The organism is Spirillospora sp. NPDC127506, assembly GCF_040302145.1.
GTDB lineage: Bacteria > Actinomycetota > Actinomycetes > Streptosporangiales > Streptosporangiaceae > Spirillospora.
Window position 1 is genome coordinate 79524 of record NZ_JBEORG010000018.1, and the last position, 16020, is coordinate 95543.

The window sequence follows — 16020 nt, forward strand, 5'->3', positions numbered from 1 at the left end:
GGTCAGGGCGATGTGAGGTCGTCCGAGATGGCGCGCAGGCGTGCGCGGGCTTCCGGGTCGTATGCCTGGTCGTCCGCGCGGCCTTCGTGGAGGCCGTTGAAGAAGCGGCCCGACACGTCGTCCAGGGCCGGGTCGGTGACGAGGCGGTGCGTCGCCTCCACGCCTTCTTCGAGGGTGCTGACCGGCGAGGAGACCATCTTGGTCGGCATGAAGGTGGCCGGGTGCAGGGCGTTCGCGGTGACGCCCGTCCCGGCCAGTTCGTCCGCGAGGTCGATGGTGAACAGGATCTGGGCGAGCTTGCTCTGGCAGTACGCGCCGAAGGGGCGGTAGCGGCGGGTGAGCATCACGTCGTCGAAGTCGATCGCCTGCTGGCCGAGGCTGCTGACGTTGACGATCCTGGCCGGCGCCGAGGAGACCAGGGTCGGGAGCAGCAGCCGTGTCAGCAGGTAGTGCGACAGGTAGTTCACCGCGAACGTCAGTTCGTGGCCGTCCGCGCTCGCCTGCCGCGAATCCGGTCCGGCGATGCCCGCGTTGTTGACCAGCACGTCCAGCCGCGGATGGTCGGCGCGGACGGCCTCGGCGAGCGCGCGGGTCTCGGCCAGCGACGACAGGTCGGCCCGGTACCAGGACGTCCGGCCGCCGATCTCCTGGAGGGTCGCCTTGCCGCGCTGGTCGTCCCGCCCGTGGACGAGCACGGTCGCGCCTTCGGCGGCCAGCCGGGCGGCCAGGGCGCGGCCGAGTCCGTCGGTCGCGCCCGTGATGAGAATGGTCTGCTGATCGATGGGACGCATGCGACCCATCGTGCTCGGTGCGCGGGCACTCTAACAGGGACCGCCCAGCCTGGTATGGGATGTAACCGGCTCCGCTAGGGGCGGTCGAAGAAGTCCCGGACGAGGTCCACGAACTCGTCGGGGCGCTCCATCATCACGACGTGCCCGCTGTCGAGCTCGGTGTACTCGCTGCCGGCGATGGCCGCGGCCACCTCCCGGTGGTTCTCGACCGGGACCGTCCGGTCCTGCGTGCAGCCGACCACCAGGGTCGGCGCCTCGATCTTCGGGAGCAGGTCGCGGATGTCGAGCCGCCGGAGGAGGTCGAGCTGGCGCAGCCGCCCGTTGGTGGGCTGCATGAAGCCGTGGAGCTGCTCGATCGCCTCGGGCGCCATCGTGTTCAGGAACGCCGGGCTGTAGGCGGTCAGGGTGCCCAGGCGTCCGAAGCCGCCGGGTTCGCCGGTGAGGGCGAACCACGCGTCGACCAGCTGCCGGAGGTACCGGTCGCCGCCGTGCGCGAACCCCGCGACGGGCATCAGGCGCCGGACGAGGTCGGGGCGCAGCGCGGCAGCTGCGGCGGCCACCGGCGCGCCCATCGAGAAGCCGAGCAGGTTCACCGGCGCGGCGCCGGTGTCCTCGATCACGGCGATGAGCTGGGCGGCGAGCGCCTCGACGGTCAGCGGCGAGCCGTCGTCCTCGACGGGGTCGGAGCCGGCGAGGTCGGGCAGGACCACGGTGCAGCGGTCGGTGAAGCGGCCGACGAGCGCGTCCCACATGGCCGCGCCGGGGCCGACGCCGTGGACGAGGACGAGCGCGGGGCCGGAGCCCTCCGCCCGGTAGGTGATATGGGCGTTGCCAACGGTCAGGTTCGTCATGCTTCCGACGCTGCCAGCGCGCGGCGGGCGTGAGAAGCGGACCGCGCTGGCTAGGACAAACGATCCCAGGCTCGGCGGCGTCCGAGGACGGATCATTGAGGTATGGACATGAACCGCCGCGACCTCGCCGACTTCCTCCGCCGCTCCCGGGAGCGGCTGCGGCCGCAGGACGTCGGCCTGCCGGCGGGGCCGCGGCGCCGCACGCCGGGGCTGCGCCGCGAGGAGGTGTCGCAGCTCGCGGGCATGTCCGCCGACTACTACATGCGGCTCGAGCAGGCCCGGAGCCCGCAGCCGTCCACCCAGCTGCTGGGCGCGCTCGCCCGCGCGCTGCGGCTCACCGAGGACGAACGCGACCATCTGTACGCCCTCGCCGGGCACCGCCCGCCCGCGGGCCCCTTCGCCGGCGAGTACGTCCGGCCCGGCCTGCTCTACCTCCTGGACCGGCTGGACGAGACGCCCGCGCACATCCTCGGCGACCTCGGCGACCTGCTGGCGCAGAACGCCATGGCCGAATCGCTTTTCGGGTGCGTATGCACCGTGGAAGGGCCTGACCGCAACATCGTCTGGCGGTGGTTCACCGACCCGTTCGTCCGGGCGGCGTACCCGCCGGAGGACCACGACCGCTACAGCCGCCTGCACGTCGCCGACCTGCGCGCCGCCGTCGCCCGCCGCGGCGGCGACGAACCGGCCCGGGCGCTCGTCCGGCGGCTCCGCGAGGCCAGCGACGAGTTCGCCCGCCTGTGGGACCTGCACGAGGTCGCCGTCCGCCGCACCAGCCGGATGAGGGTGCTGCACCCCCAGGTCGGGCCGATCGAGTTCGACGCGGAGGTCCTGCTCACGCCGGCCGAGGACCAGCGCCTCGTCGTCTACACCCCGACTCCCGGCACCGCGGCGGTCGACGCCCTCGCCCTGCTCCGCGTCATCGGCCCCGAGACCGCGCACCGCAGCCACCTCTGAGCGGTCGCCTGCCGGGCTCAGGCGGGGCGAAGGCGCCAGAGGGACGTCGTTTCGGCGGCGCGGGCCGCGTGGAGGGGGTCGTCGGGGTCGGTGGCGCGCGGGTGGACGGGCCTGGCGTCGAGCCTGCCGGCGACCTCCAGGCCGGACGACGCGAACAGCCCGCGGAGCTCGTCGCGGGTGCGCAGGCCGAGGTGCTCGGCCAGGTCGGACATGATCAGCCAGCCTTCGCCGTCCGGTTCGAGACGGCCGGGGAGGCCGGTGAGGAAGCCGCGGAGCATCCGTCCGCCCGGGTCGTAGACGGCGCGGTCGAGGGGTGACGTGGGCTTGGCGGGCACCCAGGGCGGGTTGCAGACGATGAGCCCGGCGCGTCCCTCTGGGAACAGGTCGGCTTGGACGACCTCAACGTCCACCTTCAGGCGGTCGAGGTTCTCTTGGGCGCAGGCAAGCGCGCGCGGGTCGAGGTCGGTGGCAACGACATGTGGCACGCCACGACGGGCCAGGACCGCGGCGAGGACGCCGGTGCCGGTCCCGATGTCGAACGCCGTCGTCACAGGTGGAAGCGGCGCCTCGGCGACCAGGTCCACATACTCCCCTCTGATCGGCGAGAAGACCCCGTAATGGGGATGGATGCGGTCGCCGCCCAACGCGGGGATCGGCACGCCCTTCACACGCCACTCATGGGCGCCGATCAGCCCGAGCAACTCGCGCAAGGATGTGACGTAGGGCTGGTCGTCCGGCCCATAGACCTCTGTGCAGGCGTCCTGGACGGACGGTGCGCGCCGCAAGGGGATCACGTGCCCCGGGTCGACCGGTATGAGGAGCATGCCCAGCGTCCGCGCGCGCTGTGCTCGTGCCTGGCGATGGAGGTGGAAAGCCTGCGCCCCGGACGGTTCGGGCTTGTTCCTCCGTCGGCGCGGTGGCCGGTCGATCCGCCGCGCGATCGCCGTGAGCAGCTGCCGCGCGTTCTGGAAGTCGCCGCGCCACAGCAGCGCGGTGCCTTCGCAGGCCAGCCGGTACGCGTCGTCCGCGCGGGTCTGGTCGTCCGCGACCACGACGCGGCGCGGCGGCGGGGCGCCGTTCTCCGACCGCCAGCGGACGCGATGATCCAGGCCGTCCTCCCGCCAGGAGATCTCGTCCACACCAGGTACGGTATCGGGGTGCGCCTGCCCGGGCCCTTGCATGTGCTGAACGAAGGACTCGCCTTCCTCCTGGAGGTCGTGGCCATCGTCGCGCTCGCCTGGTGGGGGTTCACGACCGGCGGCAACGTCCTCGTCAACATCGTGCTGGGCATCGCCGCGCCGGCGGCCGCGATCGTCCTGTGGGGCCTGTTCGCCGCTCCCCGCGCGCGGTTCAAGGTCGCGCTCCCGGTCGTCCTCCTGGTGAAGGCCGCCGTCTTCGGCGCGGGCGCGCTGGCGCTCTACGGCGTGGACCACCCCGCGGCGGCGATCGTGTTCGCCGTAGTGGCCTTCCTCAACACCGCCCTCGCCACGCTGGACCGCGAAGCGCATTTCCGCGCGGCGCCCGACGCCGACCGTTAGACCAGGCCGGCGCTGAGAGGCCGCCGCGGGTGCGCCGGAGGCCGCCCGGCACACCCGCTCGCCCGCTTTCAGGCCGGGACCTTGTCGAGGAACCCGGTCACCCGCTCGAACCGGCCGTCGTCCCCGAAGACCGCCACGTCGAAGCCGGCGGCGATCGCCTCCCCGCCCTCCGGGCCGAGCTCCCAGGTGAAGCGGGCCACGTTGTGGTGGGCGTCCACCGGGCCGGCCGGGCGGAACACCAGGCCGGGGAACTGCTGCTGCGCCGCGCCGATGAACGCGTCGATCGCGTCCCGCCCCTCCGCCACGCCGAGCGGGTCGACGTAGAGGGGGTGCTCCGTCCACAGGTCGTCGATCGCGGCGCGGCGCGCGGCCGGGTCCGTCTCGTTCCAGATGGCCAGGTAGCGCTCGACCCGCTGCTGAACGTCGCTCATGTCATGACTCCCGTCTGATCGACCGGGTTCGTTCGCCCGGATGACCCTCACGCTGCCAGCGCGGAGGCGGGAGATCGATTACGTCGGAGGTCATCCGCCCGCGGTGCCGGGCCGGGACGATGATGTCGTTTTCTCGCTAGTGGGCGCCGCCGCCATCGTCGATGCTGGGTGCATGCACGAGGACGTGGAGAGGTGCGTGCGGGCCGTCCAGTCGAAGGACGCCCGCTTCGACGGATGGTTCTTCACCGGGGTGGTGACCACCGGGATCTACTGCCGTCCGAGCTGCCCCGTCGTCCCGCCCAAGCCCGGGAACATGCGCTTCTACCCGAGCGCCGCCGCGGCGCAGCAGGCCGGTTTCCGCGCCTGCAAGCGGTGCCGGCCCGACACGTCCCCCGGCTCCCCCGAGTGGAACCACAGGGCGGACGTCGTCGCGCGGGCCATGCGCCTGATCGCCGACGGCGTCGTCGACCGGGAGGGCGTGCCCGGCCTCGCCGCGCGCCTCGGCTACAGCACACGCCAGATCGAACGCCAGCTCAACGCCGAACTGGGGGCCGGCCCGCTCGCCCTGGCGCGAGCCCAGCGCGCTCAGACGGCACGTCTCCTCATCGAGACGACGACCCTTCCGATGGGGGACGTCGCGTTCGCGGCGGGGTTCGCGAGCATCCGCGCCTTCAACGACACCGTCCGCGAGGTGTTCGCGCTCACCCCCACCGGGTTGCGGGACCGTGTCGCCAAGGGCCATCCTCCGGCCGGCTCTGGGGCGCTCTCCCTGCGCCTGCCGTTCCGCTCGCCGCTCTGCCCGGACAACCTCTTCGGCCATCTGACCGCCACCGCCGTGCCGGGCGTCGAAGAGTGGCGGGACGGCGCGTTCCGCCGCGCCATGCGCCTCCCCCACGGACACGGCATCGCGACCCTGCGCCCCCAGCCCGACCACGTCGCCTGCACGCTCAACCTCACCGACCTGCGCGACCTCACCATCGCGATCAGCCGCTGCCGCTGGATGCTCGACCTGGACGCCGACCCCGTCGCCGTGGACGATCTGCTCCGCGCCGACCCCGTCCTGGCGCCGCTGGTCGACAAGGCCCCCGGGCGGCGTGTGCCCCGCACCGTGGACGCCGCCGAGTTCGCCGTGCGGGCCGTCCTGGGGCAGCAGGTGTCGACGGCCGCCGCCCGCACCCACGCGGGACGGCTGGTCACCGCGTACGGGGACCCCATCGACGACCCCGGCGGCGGGCTGACGCACCTCTTCCCGACGCCGTCCGCCCTGGCCGAGCTCGACCCGGAGGCGCTCGCGTTCCCGAAGACCCGTCGCACCACCCTCCTCGCCCTTGTCGACGCATTGGCGAGCGGACGGATCGACCTCGGTGTAGGGAGCGACTGGGAAGAGGCCCGCGCGCGCTTGTCCGAGCTACCGGGCTTCGGCCCATGGACCGTCGAGACCATCGCGATGCGCGCGCTCGGTGACCCGGACGCCTTCATCCCGAGCGATCTGGGGATCCGGGCCGCCGCCAAGTCCCTCGACCTGCCGTCCACTCCGGCCGCCCTCACCCGACGCGCCGCACGATGGCGTCCCTGGCGGGCCTACGCCGTCCAATACCTGTGGGCCACTAGCGACCACCCCATCAACCTGCTTCCACCACACTGAGGAACCTCATGCCTGCACACGTCGTCCTGGACAGCCCTGTCGGCCCGCTGACCCTGGTCGCCGCAGACGGAGCCCTGTCCGGGCTGTACATGGAGAAGCAGCGGCACCTTCCGCCTGTCGAGACCTTCGGCGCGCCCGGCGACCCGGAGGCGGAACCCTTCGCGACGGCCGCCGCCCAGCTCGCCGCGTACTTCGCGGGGGAGCTGACCCGGTTCGACATACCGCTCACCCTCCGCGGGACGCCCTTCCAGCAGCGCGTCTGGGCGGCGCTCCAGGAGATCCCCTACGGCGAGACCACCACCTACGGCGAACTCGCCGCCGAACTCGGCAACCCGTCGGCGTCCCGCGCGGTCGGCCTCGCCAACGGGCGCAACCCGATCTGCATCGTCGTCCCCTGCCACCGCGTCATCGGCTCCACCGGCTCCCTCACCGGCTACGGCGGCGGCATCGACCGCAAGCGCCACCTCCTCGACTTCGAGCACAAGGTCCGCACCGGCGCGGGCGAGGTCATGCTGTTCTGACTCTTTGTCAGTGCCGGCGGCTAACGTGCTCCACATAGACGTTCCCCGTGGGAAGGCTGATCGAGGTGGAGTTCCGAGTCGACCGGCAGACGCTCGCCGACGCCGTCGCGTGGGCCGCGCGGACGCTGCCGACGCGCCCCGCCCTGCCCGTCCTCGCGGGCATGCTCATCGAGGTCACCGACCAGGGCGAACTGACCCTGGCCGGCTTCGACTACGAGGTGTCCGCGCACGCCCGCGAGGAGGCCGCCGTCACCGAACCGGGCCGCGCCCTGGTGCCCGGCCGCCTGCTGTCCGACATCGTCCGCAACCTCCCCCCGCACCCGGTGGAGGTCTTCACCAAGGGCTCCGAAGTGGTGGTCCGCTGCGGCCCCGCCGAGTTCGGCCTGCTGACGATGCCCGTCGAGGACTACCCGACCCTCCCGCAGCCGCCCGCCCGCGCGGGCACCCTCCCCGGCGACCTGTTCGCCACCGCGGTCGGCCAGGTCACCCCCGCCGCCGGGCGCGACGACACCCTGCCGATGCTCACCGGCGTCCGCATCGACTTCGAGGGCGACACGATGTGGCTCGCCTGCACCGACCGGTACCGCATCGCCGCCCGCGAGCTGACCTGGTCGCCGGACGACCCCGATTTCACCGCCGGCGTCGTCGTCCCCGCCCGCACCCTCGCCGACACCGCCAAGGCGATCAAGCGCGGCGCCGAGGTCGCGATCGACCTCGGCGGCGCCGGAGACACCCTCATCGGCGTCTCCGGCGGCGGCCGCAGCATGACCAGCCGCCTGCTGGACGACCAGTACATCAACTACCGGTCGCGGCTCACCGGCACCTGGTCGTCCGTCGCCGAGATCCCCGTCGCCCCGTTCGTCGAGGCGATCAAACGCGCCGCCCTCGTCACCGAGCGCGGCACCCCGATCCGGCTGGCGTTCACCGCCGACGAGGTCCGCATCCGCGCCGCCACCGGCGACTCCGCCCGCGCCAACGAGGCCCTGGGCGTGACCCTCACCGGCGACGACGTCGACATCGCCTTCGCGCCCCAGTACCTCCTGGACGGCCTGGCCGGCATCGACACCGAATACGCCCGCCTCGAATGCGCCGGCCCCACGAAGGCCGCCCTCCTGACCGGCATCCCCGACAAGAAGGACGACGAGGAGGCCCCGCCCGAGACCGACACCGGCTTCCGCTACCTGGCCATGCCCGTCCGCCTGACCTCCTGACCCGCCCCCGCCCGGCCGCCGTGATCGCCGGGTCAGAGGTCAAGGACGGCGAGGACGAAGCGGACCTCGCCCTCGCCCGTGTTCCCGTACGAGTGGGGGCGGTCGCCGACGAACACGGCCGCGGCTCCCTCCTCGACGAGGTCCGTCCGGCCGTCCACGCCGAGGGTCAGCGTGCCGCGCTGCACGTAGACGATCTCCTTGGTGCCCGGCACGTGCGCGTCGCTCTCCCGGGTCTCCCCGGGCTGCAGCACCCAGTTCCACAGCTCCAGCGACGGCCGCGGGTCGCTCCCGGCCAGCAGCGTCCCCGTCCCGCCGTGCTCGCCCTCCCACAGGACGACGTGCCGCTCGGGGCGGAACATCCGCACCGGCGGCTCCTCCTCCACCTGCACCAGCCGCGTCAACGGCACGCCGAGCGCGTCCGAGATGCGGATGAGCGTGCCCAGGTTCGGGTTCCCGCGCCCCTGCTCCAGCCCGACGAGCACGCCCTTGCTGACCCCGGCGCGCCCGGCCAGCTCGTCCAGGCTCCACCCGTGACCGGCCCGCAGCGCCCGCACGGTCCGCGCCACGGCCTCCCCGATCGCCTCCTGCCCGCTCAATCGCCCTCCCGCACTGCTCCGTTGACCGCGGAACCAGTCTCCCGCAGCGCCGCCCCGTTCCTGGATCATCGGCGGATGAGCCTTTGCACCTTTTGCGAGATCGTCGCCGGCCGGCTGCCGTCCCACCGCGTGGCCGAGGACGAGCACACGGTCGCGTTCCTGGACATCGCACCCGCCAATCCAGGGCACACCCTCGTCGTGCCGCGAGCACATGCGGCGAACGTCTGGGACATCCCGGCATCCACATACGGTCATGTGGCCCGCATGGTCCACGAGGTCGCGGCCCGGCTGAGCGCCGCCCTCGCGCCGGACGGCTTGAACATCGTCCAGTCCAACGGTGCGGCGGCGTGGCAGGACGTGTTCCATCTTCACGTCCACCTCGTCCCGCGCTCGCACGGCGACGACCTGCGCCTGATGTGGGAGGCGACACCGGCGCAACCCGACGACCTCGCCCGCGTCCAGCAACGCTTGAACGCCGCCCGACCAGGGCAGTAACCGGACCCGGGACGGCGTATTCGCTTTGAGGCCGCCCGCGTCGGTCGATATAGTGTCATCTGGATTTCATTAAAGTGACCGTTGGAGGGGCCAGATGCTGGAGCAGGTGAGGGTGGACGAGGCCGTCCTGGAACTGCGGCCCGACTTCGCCGTGCTCGTCATGACCGCCGAAGGGCTGGTGAACGGGCCCGGCGATCAGGTGTCGCAGGCGTGGCTGGCCGACGCCGCCGGCAAGGCGGACGCCGGCGATCCGCACGTCGAGGCGTGGCGGGAGGCCTACCGGGCCTTCGGGGCCAAGCCGCAGCGGACGCGGCCGTCGGTGGACGCCCTGCTCCGGCGCGCGGACGCGCTCCCGTCCATCAACAAGGTCGTGGACGCCTACAACGCGGTGAGCGTCGAATACGCGCTGCCGATCGGCGGTGAGGACCTCGACGCCTACCGGGGTCCCGCGCGGCTGGTCAGGGCCGCCGGCGACGAGCCGTTCGACGTGATCGCGGGCGGTGAGCCCGCCGTGGAGCACCCCGACGCGGGAGAGGTCGTCTGGCGGGACGACGCCGGCGTCACGTGCCGGCGCTGGAACTGGCGGCAGTGCGTCCGGACCCGGCTGACGGAGAACACCGAGAACGGGCTGTTCCTGCTCGAACGGCTGGAGCCGTACCCGGTCGAGCGGCTGGCCGAGGCCGGCGACCGGCTCGCGGAGCGGCTCCGCGAGATCGCGCCGGACGTGCGGATCGAGAGCCGGCTGATCGGCGGGCGGTGATGGTCACGGTCCTCGCGCTGAGCGCCGCGCTCGCCTACGGCGTCGCCGACTTCCTCGGCGGCGCCGTGGCGCGGAGGTCGACGGCGCTGAAGGCCCTGACCTGGTGCGTCCCGATGGGGCTCGCGGTCGTGCTCGTGTCCGCGGTGCTGGCCGGCGGGAGCGCCGGGGCGGGGCCGGTCGCCTGGGGGTTCGCGGCCGGGGTGAGCGGCGGCGCGGGCCTGATCGCGTTCTACCGGGCGCTGGCCCGCGGTCCGATGAGCGTGGTGGCGCCGGTGTCCGCGCTGGCCGCCGCAGTCCTGCCGGTGGCGGTGGGCATCGCCAGGGGCGAGCGGCTGGACGCGTCGGTGCTGGTCGGGGTGCTGCTGTGCCTGGTCGCGATCGGGCTGGTCAGCATGGAGGACGGCGACGGCGGCAGGGCCGCCGAGGGGCGGCGGCTCGTGGATTCGGGGCCGCTCATGGCCCTCGTGTCCGGTACCTGCTTCGGCGTCTTCTTCGTCCTGCTGAAGGCGGCGGGGGACGGCAGCGGCCTCTGGCCGATCGTCGGCGCCCGCGTCGGCAACCTGGTCGTCGTGGCGGCGGCGCTGCTGTTCATGGTGCTGCGCGGCCGCGACATCGGCCCCCGCGTGTCCGGGCGGACGCTGATCGGGCTGGCGCTGCTGTCAGGGAGCCTGGACGCGGGGGCGAACGTCCTGTACTTCCTCGCGGCCCACAAGGGCATGCTGAGCCTGGCCGCCGTCCTCACGTCCCTCTACCCCGCGATCACCGTGCTGCTGGCGAGAGCCGCCTACAGCGAACGCCTACGCGTCGTCCAACGCGTAGGCATGGCCGTAGCGATAGCCGGCGTAACCCTCGTCACCGTGGGCTGACCCCCAGGCATGCACACGGCCCCGTCCATCCCGGCACAACCCACCATGTCGGCTGGGTCGGCGACGTCCATGGACGCAGGGAGCGGTCGAACCCGACATCATGTGAACTGCTGGCTCGTCGCGCTATCTCTCTCCGCATCGAGTGAATTAGGCGGACACCTGGACCCTACGAGGCGGCAGAGGCCGGATGCGCCCCTTGCGACGATGGCCGCCCAGCCGGGTTGAGGCTGGACGCTGCCGTCAGGGGCGGTGCTGAAGATCGTGGATGCCTGCGCGGATCTCGGCCACTAGAGCGTGGAATGCAGGGCGCCCCAGCATCAGCACCGGGCCGCCAGGGGCTGTCGAGTCTCGCACCCCGACGACGTCCGACAGGTTGCATGCGACTTCAACGCAGGTGTCAGCGTCCTTGCTCCGGCTGCTCTTCCGCCACTCAGTACCGGTCAGGTTTTGCGGTATGGGCATGAATCGCAAACCCTCATCTCTTGGCAGCGGCGTTGATCAGTGACAGCGAGTCGTCAGGGTCGAGGGCAGCTTCGCAAATCCTCTCAAAAGCCAGCCTACAGTGAGCGACCTGCTGAGGGCTCTCCATGTAGACGACACCGAAGAAGCCTTCGGCGTAGGCGACATCGGGGTCGGCGGGTTCGGCGAAGCGAAGCATGATCAAGGATCCTTCGAGTCCGCAGTGCGTGCCCGCGGACTGCGGCAAGACCTGGATCGTGACGTTCGGGCGTGCGGCCTCCGAGGCGAGGCGGTGGAGCTGTTCGCGCATCATTGCCGGGCCGCCAATAGGGCGGCCGAGCACGGCCTCGTCCAGGACGACGTGAAGGTTCGGTGGGCTGTCCTCTCGGGTGAGAAGGGTCTGGCGCACCATGCGGGCCTGTAGGCGGCGTTCGATGTCACTGGCCTTGCCGAGCTCACCGGCCTTGATGATCTCGCGTGCGTAGTCCTGGGTCTGAAGCAAGCCCGGAATCACCTGGGGTGCCCAATTGCCGATCTCGGCGGCGGCGTCTTCCAGAGCGACGTAGGGACCGTTCAGGACGTCGATGTAGTCGGTCCACCAGCCGCGGTCCTCGGCCTCCCGAGCGAGAGTCAAGATCGCCTCGCGGTCGGGGCTGCCGACGCCGTAGAGATTGAGCATCAACTCGACGTCGCGTTCGTTCGGCTTGTTGCGGGCGCTCTCGATGTGGCTGACCTTGCCCTGGCTCCAACCGAGCCTGGCAGCGGCAGCGGTTACGCCGAGTTCGGCCTGTTCGCGGAACTCGCGGAGGCTGCGTGCGAGGCGTCGAGCGCGCACGGATGGGATGTACCGGGGTGGCATGCCTCAACTGTCGCTTTCTGTGATCACATAGCTGCCCTGTGTGGCCAAGTGTGGCCAAAGATGAGATCCTCGCACGCAGTAATCATTACTTTCATCATGTCATCATGACGGCGCAGCGCGCACGACGCATGAAGCAGCGGTCGGATACCCGGTGGCGGAGGTGACGGATGCGCGTGGCGCCGTGAAGAGCCGCCGCGCGGTCGGGGCTGAGATTGGGAGACCTCCCCCGGCCGCGCGGCTACCACCCCGATAGAGGAGGTGCCGCCATGCTAGACGCGCCGACGGCGGCGAACGGAACCGTGCTCGAAAGGATTGACCTGAGCGGTCTGTGCCCCGGCTGGTGCACGGAGCGAATCGACGGGCGGCTCGTCGCCAGGCGGCTTCGGCCGCTCACCGACTACCAGCTCGGCCGCGGGTGCCTTGAGACGGTGACGGCGCGGTCGATCACCGAGTTGGTGATCGTCTGCGAAGCCCAGCACACCCTGGCCGGGCGGATCGAGATCGCCGAGACGGTCGAACGAGGCTTCACCGAGCCGACGACATGACCGCCGCCGTAGACGGGGTCGGTCGACCCCCATGGGACATGGCCGACACCGATCCCGGCGTCGTGCTCACCGAGGCGCACCGAATGCTGCCGGGCGTGGTCGCATGGGCGGGCGAGTTCACCGGCTCGTTCTGGCTGTTGCGCGGTGACCGCCTGGAGGAGTTCCGGGACCCGTGCGCTCTGCTCGCGCGGGTCGGCGAGATCGCCGCGTCGGCTCGACCGGCATCCCGATCGTCGAGGATCGGGTCGCCGGACGATGGACAGCAGGGCCGCCGGCCGGACGCGGCAGCCTCACCTCAGGCACGGACGATCGGTGAGGCGGCTCCTCGACGTCCTGCGCATGGATCTGCTCGCACGCGCGCGGACGCCACCGGGGCACATGCCAGACGGGTTTCCGCCGAGTCGGCCATGCGTCCCCACTCGCCCGATCTCTTCTTCCCACCGCCGGGCCGGTTTCGGCGGTTTCTCGCGAGGTGCCGACAGTTCGTCGGTGGAGAGAACGACCCCGACCTGTGAGCGGGTTCCGCAACTGAGACCGACCACCGTCCAAGTGCGCTCATGCACGACGACATGAAGTTCACGAGTCACCTGCTGAGAGGGCACGTCCGCCCCCTCTCAGCAGGTGGAGCAGCGCTGAAGAGTTCGGTCAGAGGACTCCTGGAACCATGGAGAAACGCGATGCCACCTCTCGTCCCCGAACGGCCGAACGGGCTGCTCTGCCGGACAGCGAATCCCGCGGCCTGCTCGCTCGGGTCAGCTAGCGCCGGACCCCGTCATGCGGTTCGACGCGGCCGGTTGATACGCGAAGGCCCGTTGACTGTTTCTCGTCAACGGGCCTCACGCGGTGGCGGTGGTGGTGGGATTCGAACCCACGGAAGGTTGCCCTTCACACGCTTTCGAGGCGTGCGCCCTCGTCCACTAGGCGACACCACCGCGGCAGAGCCTACCGGACTCTGCGGTGCGTGAAGAACTCGATAAGCAGTGCGGCGCACTCGTCGGCCATCACCTCGGCGATGACTTCGGGCCGGTGGTTGAGCCGCCGGTCACGGACGACGTCCCACAGCGACCCCACGGCGCCGGCCTTCTCGTCGACCGCGCCGTAGACGACACGGTCCAGGCGTGCCTGGACGGACGCGCCCGCGCACATCGTGCAGGGCTCCAGGGTGACGACCAGCGTGCAGCCCGACAGGCGCCACGTGCCGAGCGAGGCCGCCGCGGCGCGCATCGCGATGATCTCGGCGTGCCCGGTCGGGTCGGCGGAGCGCTCGCGGTCGTTGCGGCCCGCCCCGATGACCTCGCCGGACGCGTTGAGGACGACCGCGCCGACCGGGACCTCGCCCTCATCGAACGCCTTGCGCGCCTCGTCCAGCGCCAGCCGCATCGCCGGCAGGTACCCCGCGATGACGGGATCGCTCGTGTCCGCCCCGGCACGCCGTTCGCCCTGATCAGCGGGCATCTCGGGATGTGCGGCGTTCCGGCCGGTGGTGGCCGCTTCGGTCTCCTCGTCCGCGAGGGGGGTCTTCGGGGGCCTGCCGGGCGGGTCAGTCACGGAGGCGGTCGAACTCTTCGCCGAAGCCGGCCTGCTCGGCGACGGCGAGGAGGGCGTCGCCGGGCAGGGCGCGCTCGCCGAGGTCGGCGAGCCGCTTGGCGTCGAGGCCCAGGTCTTCGAGGAGGGCCGGGTCGCCGGCGGAGTCGCCGTCCGGGACCTCGCCGACGAGCTGCTGGAACAGCGCGCCGAGCCCGTCCTCGCGAACGGTGGAGATGAAGGCGCGCGGCTCGTCCTCCCCGTCCAGCCGGACGACGGCGAACCAGTCGTCGTCCTGCTCGATCATCAGCAGTACCGGGTCGCCGTAGGACTCGACGGCGGCCTCCCGCATCAGGTCGGCGACGTCGTCGACGTGGTCCGCCTCGGCGAGCACGGCCTCGGTGCCGACCCATCCCTGCGGGGTCTGCGCGAACACGGCGGCGAAGTAGGACACGTGCTCATTGTGACCCACGAGGTTGCCCCGGTCACACCCCCTTTCGGGCGCCGAGGCCGGGATCGCCTGCCCGGCGACGGTTGTGAATAAACTTCGGATTTTGTCCGGTGGCGGACGGGTCGCCGTCCTTCCCCCGTGTCGCAGAAGTCCGCATACTGCACAGCGGCCCCGATCCGGGAGGAGACGCCATGGGCGCGGACGAACTCACCAGGCGCGGATTTCTGGCGGGGACGGCGGGCGCCGCGGCGATCCTCGCGACGAGCGCCGCCGGGGGTTCGTCCACCGAGGCCCACGCCGCCCAGCTCGCGGCGGCGAAGCGCGCGCCCGTCAGCGAACTCCCCGATCCGGAGGAATCCGGCATCGACCACATCGTGGTCGTGATGATGGAGAACCGGTCGTTCGACCACTACATGGGCTGGCTCCCCGGCGCGGACGGGCGCCAGGCCGGCCTCACCTTCACCGACGCCGATGGCAACGCCCACGACACCCACCATCTGAAGGTGCCGTGGGGCTGCGGCTTCCACGACCCGGACCACTCGTACGCGGGCGGACGCATCGAGTACAACGACGGGCAGTGCGACGGATGGCTGCGCGCCGGGGAGAACGACGTGTTCTCCATCGGCTACTACGAGGGCCCCGACCTCGGCTTCCACGGTCGCGCCGCGCTCGACTGGACGGTCTGCGACCGCTACTTCCCGGCCGTCATGTCGTCCACGTTCCCCAACCGGATCTTCCAGCACGCGGCCCAGACCGACCGGATCTCGAACGAGCTGACGATCTCCGAGACCGCCACCATCTGGGACCGGCTGAAGGCCAAGGGCGTCTCCTGCCGCTACTACTTCAGCGACGTCCCGTTCACGGCGCTCTGGGGGCTCCGCCACCTCGACATCACCCGGAACATCGCGGAGTTCCGCAGCGACGCCCGGCACGGCCGGCTGCCCGCGGTCAGCTTCGTCGAGCCCGCGTTCCTCGGCGAGATCTTCCTGCCCGGCATGTCCGAGGACGAGCACCCGCTCGCCGACATCCGCTTCGGGCAGGCGTTCCTGAACGAGGTGTACTCGGCGGTCGTCACCTCGCCGAACTGGCCGCGCACCCTGTTCGTGATCAACTACGACGAGTGGGGCGGGTTCTTCGACCACGTCCCGCCGCCCGAGGGCCCCGACCCGCGGCCCGACCTCGGCACCGGGCTGCGCGGCTTCCGCGTCCCCTGCCTGCTGATCTCCCCGCGGGCGCGGCGCGGCGCCGTCGCGCACGAGGTGTACGACCACACGTCCGTGCTGAAGGCGATCGAGTGGCGCTGGGACCTGGAGCCGCTGACCGTCCGGGACGCCGCCGCCCGCAACATCGCCGAAGTCCTCGACTTCGACGGCCCGCCCGACCTGCGCGCACCCCGCTACGGCGCGAAACGCCCGATCAGCCTTGGCTGCCTGGATCCGTCGCACAGCCACACCGGCGACGACTGGGCCGGGCTCAGCGCCTACGCCCGCACCCACGGCTTCCCGCGCCCGGCCTGACCT

At 71.7% G+C, this 16020-nt stretch carries 20 protein-coding genes and 1 tRNA gene; 11 read left to right on the forward strand and 10 right to left on the reverse strand.

Going from position 1 to position 16020, the window contains the following annotated elements; all coding sequences use genetic code 11:
• Window positions 1-2: 2 nt before the first annotated feature.
• Entirely contained in the window at window positions 3-791 is a 789-nt protein-coding gene (locus tag ABTW95_RS18735; protein WP_500226913.1) for an SDR family NAD(P)-dependent oxidoreductase, read from the reverse strand.
• 74 nt (window positions 792-865) lie between these two features.
• Entirely contained in the window at window positions 866-1642 is a 777-nt protein-coding gene (locus ABTW95_RS18740) for an alpha/beta fold hydrolase (RefSeq protein ID WP_500226914.1), read from the reverse strand.
• A 102-nt stretch (window positions 1643-1744) separates the two neighbouring features.
• Between ABTW95_RS18740 and ABTW95_RS18745 the strand changes: the two genes are divergently transcribed.
• Window positions 1745-2599, forward strand: coding sequence for a helix-turn-helix transcriptional regulator (locus ABTW95_RS18745; protein WP_500226915.1), 855 nt, complete (start codon window positions 1745-1747; stop codon window positions 2597-2599).
• Between the two features lie 17 nt (window positions 2600-2616).
• On the opposite strand, the gene ABTW95_RS18750 is transcribed toward ABTW95_RS18745, so the two are convergent.
• Window positions 2617-3738, reverse strand: coding sequence for a methyltransferase (locus tag ABTW95_RS18750; RefSeq protein WP_500226916.1), 1122 nt, complete (start codon window positions 3736-3738; stop codon window positions 2617-2619).
• 18 nt (window positions 3739-3756) lie between these two features.
• Between ABTW95_RS18750 and ABTW95_RS18755 the strand changes: the two genes are divergently transcribed.
• A complete protein-coding gene (locus ABTW95_RS18755) occupies window positions 3757-4137 on the forward strand; it encodes a YrdB family protein (protein WP_396446446.1) in 381 nt (126 codons plus the stop codon).
• A 68-nt stretch (window positions 4138-4205) separates the two neighbouring features.
• Here the strand turns inward: ABTW95_RS18755 and ABTW95_RS18760 are convergent, their stop codons facing one another.
• Window positions 4206-4568, reverse strand: a complete 363-nt coding sequence (locus ABTW95_RS18760) for a nuclear transport factor 2 family protein (RefSeq protein ID WP_396446445.1) — start codon at window positions 4566-4568, stop codon at window positions 4206-4208.
• 172 nt (window positions 4569-4740) lie between these two features.
• Here ABTW95_RS18760 and ABTW95_RS18765 point away from each other — a divergent pair, with 172 nt between their 5' ends.
• From ABTW95_RS18765 to dnaN, 3 genes are all read left to right on the forward strand, one after another.
• A complete protein-coding gene (locus tag ABTW95_RS18765) occupies window positions 4741-6213 on the forward strand; it encodes an AlkA N-terminal domain-containing protein (protein ID WP_500226917.1) in 1473 nt (490 codons plus the stop codon).
• An 8-nt stretch (window positions 6214-6221) separates the two neighbouring features.
• The gene (locus ABTW95_RS18770) at window positions 6222-6734 is read left to right on the forward strand and encodes a methylated-DNA--[protein]-cysteine S-methyltransferase (RefSeq protein ID WP_500226918.1); all 513 of its coding nucleotides are present in this window, start codon (window positions 6222-6224) and stop codon (window positions 6732-6734) included.
• A 65-nt stretch (window positions 6735-6799) separates the two neighbouring features.
• Window positions 6800-7945: a DNA polymerase III subunit beta gene (gene dnaN / locus ABTW95_RS18775; protein WP_500226954.1), complete on the forward strand. Its 1146-nt coding sequence runs from the start codon at window positions 6800-6802 to the stop codon at window positions 7943-7945.
• A gap of 32 nt (window positions 7946-7977) precedes the next feature.
• Here dnaN and ABTW95_RS18780 read toward each other — a convergent pair whose 3' ends face one another.
• Window positions 7978-8541: a helix-turn-helix domain-containing protein gene (locus ABTW95_RS18780; protein WP_396446442.1), complete on the reverse strand. Its 564-nt coding sequence runs from the start codon at window positions 8539-8541 to the stop codon at window positions 7978-7980.
• Between the two features lie 75 nt (window positions 8542-8616).
• Between ABTW95_RS18780 and ABTW95_RS18785 the strand changes: the two genes are divergently transcribed.
• The 3 genes from ABTW95_RS18785 to ABTW95_RS18795 all read left to right on the forward strand — a co-directional run bounded on the left by ABTW95_RS18785 (window position 8617) and on the right by ABTW95_RS18795 (window position 10662).
• The gene (locus tag ABTW95_RS18785) at window positions 8617-9036 is read left to right on the forward strand and encodes an HIT family protein (protein ID WP_500226919.1); all 420 of its coding nucleotides are present in this window, start codon (window positions 8617-8619) and stop codon (window positions 9034-9036) included.
• 94 nt (window positions 9037-9130) lie between these two features.
• Window positions 9131-9796, forward strand: coding sequence for a B3/B4 domain-containing protein (locus ABTW95_RS18790; protein ID WP_500226920.1), 666 nt, complete (start codon window positions 9131-9133; stop codon window positions 9794-9796).
• The gene (locus tag ABTW95_RS18795; protein WP_500226955.1) at window positions 9796-10662 is read left to right on the forward strand and encodes an EamA family transporter; all 867 of its coding nucleotides are present in this window, start codon (window positions 9796-9798) and stop codon (window positions 10660-10662) included. The genes ABTW95_RS18790 and ABTW95_RS18795 overlap by 1 nt, the downstream gene beginning before the upstream one ends.
• Before the next feature lie 240 nt (window positions 10663-10902).
• Here the strand turns inward: ABTW95_RS18795 and ABTW95_RS18800 are convergent, their stop codons facing one another.
• Together ABTW95_RS18800 and ABTW95_RS18805 are read right to left on the reverse strand one after the other, a co-directional pair.
• Window positions 10903-11124: a DUF397 domain-containing protein gene (locus ABTW95_RS18800; protein ID WP_396446440.1), complete on the reverse strand. Its 222-nt coding sequence runs from the start codon at window positions 11122-11124 to the stop codon at window positions 10903-10905.
• A 13-nt stretch (window positions 11125-11137) separates the two neighbouring features.
• A complete protein-coding gene (locus ABTW95_RS18805; RefSeq protein ID WP_500226921.1) occupies window positions 11138-11956 on the reverse strand; it encodes a helix-turn-helix domain-containing protein in 819 nt (272 codons plus the stop codon).
• Between the two features lie 290 nt (window positions 11957-12246).
• On the opposite strand from ABTW95_RS18805, the gene ABTW95_RS18810 reads away from it, so the two are divergent.
• Together ABTW95_RS18810 and ABTW95_RS18815 are read left to right on the forward strand one after the other, a co-directional pair.
• Window positions 12247-12525, forward strand: a complete 279-nt coding sequence (locus tag ABTW95_RS18810) for a hypothetical protein (RefSeq protein ID WP_500226922.1) — start codon at window positions 12247-12249, stop codon at window positions 12523-12525.
• 38 nt (window positions 12526-12563) lie between these two features.
• Window positions 12564-13040: a hypothetical protein gene (locus ABTW95_RS18815; RefSeq protein ID WP_500226923.1), complete on the forward strand. Its 477-nt coding sequence runs from the start codon at window positions 12564-12566 to the stop codon at window positions 13038-13040.
• 329 nt (window positions 13041-13369) lie between these two features.
• On the opposite strand, the gene ABTW95_RS18820 is transcribed toward ABTW95_RS18815, so the two are convergent.
• The 3 genes from ABTW95_RS18820 to ABTW95_RS18830 form a co-directional block, all read right to left on the reverse strand.
• Window positions 13370-13457, reverse strand: a tRNA-Ser gene (locus ABTW95_RS18820).
• A gap of 10 nt (window positions 13458-13467) precedes the next feature.
• Window positions 13468-13905 carry a tRNA adenosine(34) deaminase TadA gene (gene tadA / locus ABTW95_RS18825; protein ID WP_396446454.1) on the reverse strand — a complete coding sequence of 146 codons (438 nt, stop codon included), beginning with the start codon at window positions 13903-13905 and terminating at the stop codon, window positions 13468-13470.
• A 160-nt stretch (window positions 13906-14065) separates the two neighbouring features.
• Window positions 14066-14503, reverse strand: coding sequence for a tRNA adenosine deaminase-associated protein (locus tag ABTW95_RS18830; protein WP_396446437.1), 438 nt, complete (start codon window positions 14501-14503; stop codon window positions 14066-14068).
• 188 nt (window positions 14504-14691) lie between these two features.
• On the opposite strand from ABTW95_RS18830, the gene ABTW95_RS18835 reads away from it, so the two are divergent.
• Window positions 14692-16017: an alkaline phosphatase family protein gene (locus ABTW95_RS18835; RefSeq protein WP_500226924.1), complete on the forward strand. Its 1326-nt coding sequence runs from the start codon at window positions 14692-14694 to the stop codon at window positions 16015-16017.
• Window positions 16018-16020: the final 3 nt, after the last annotated feature.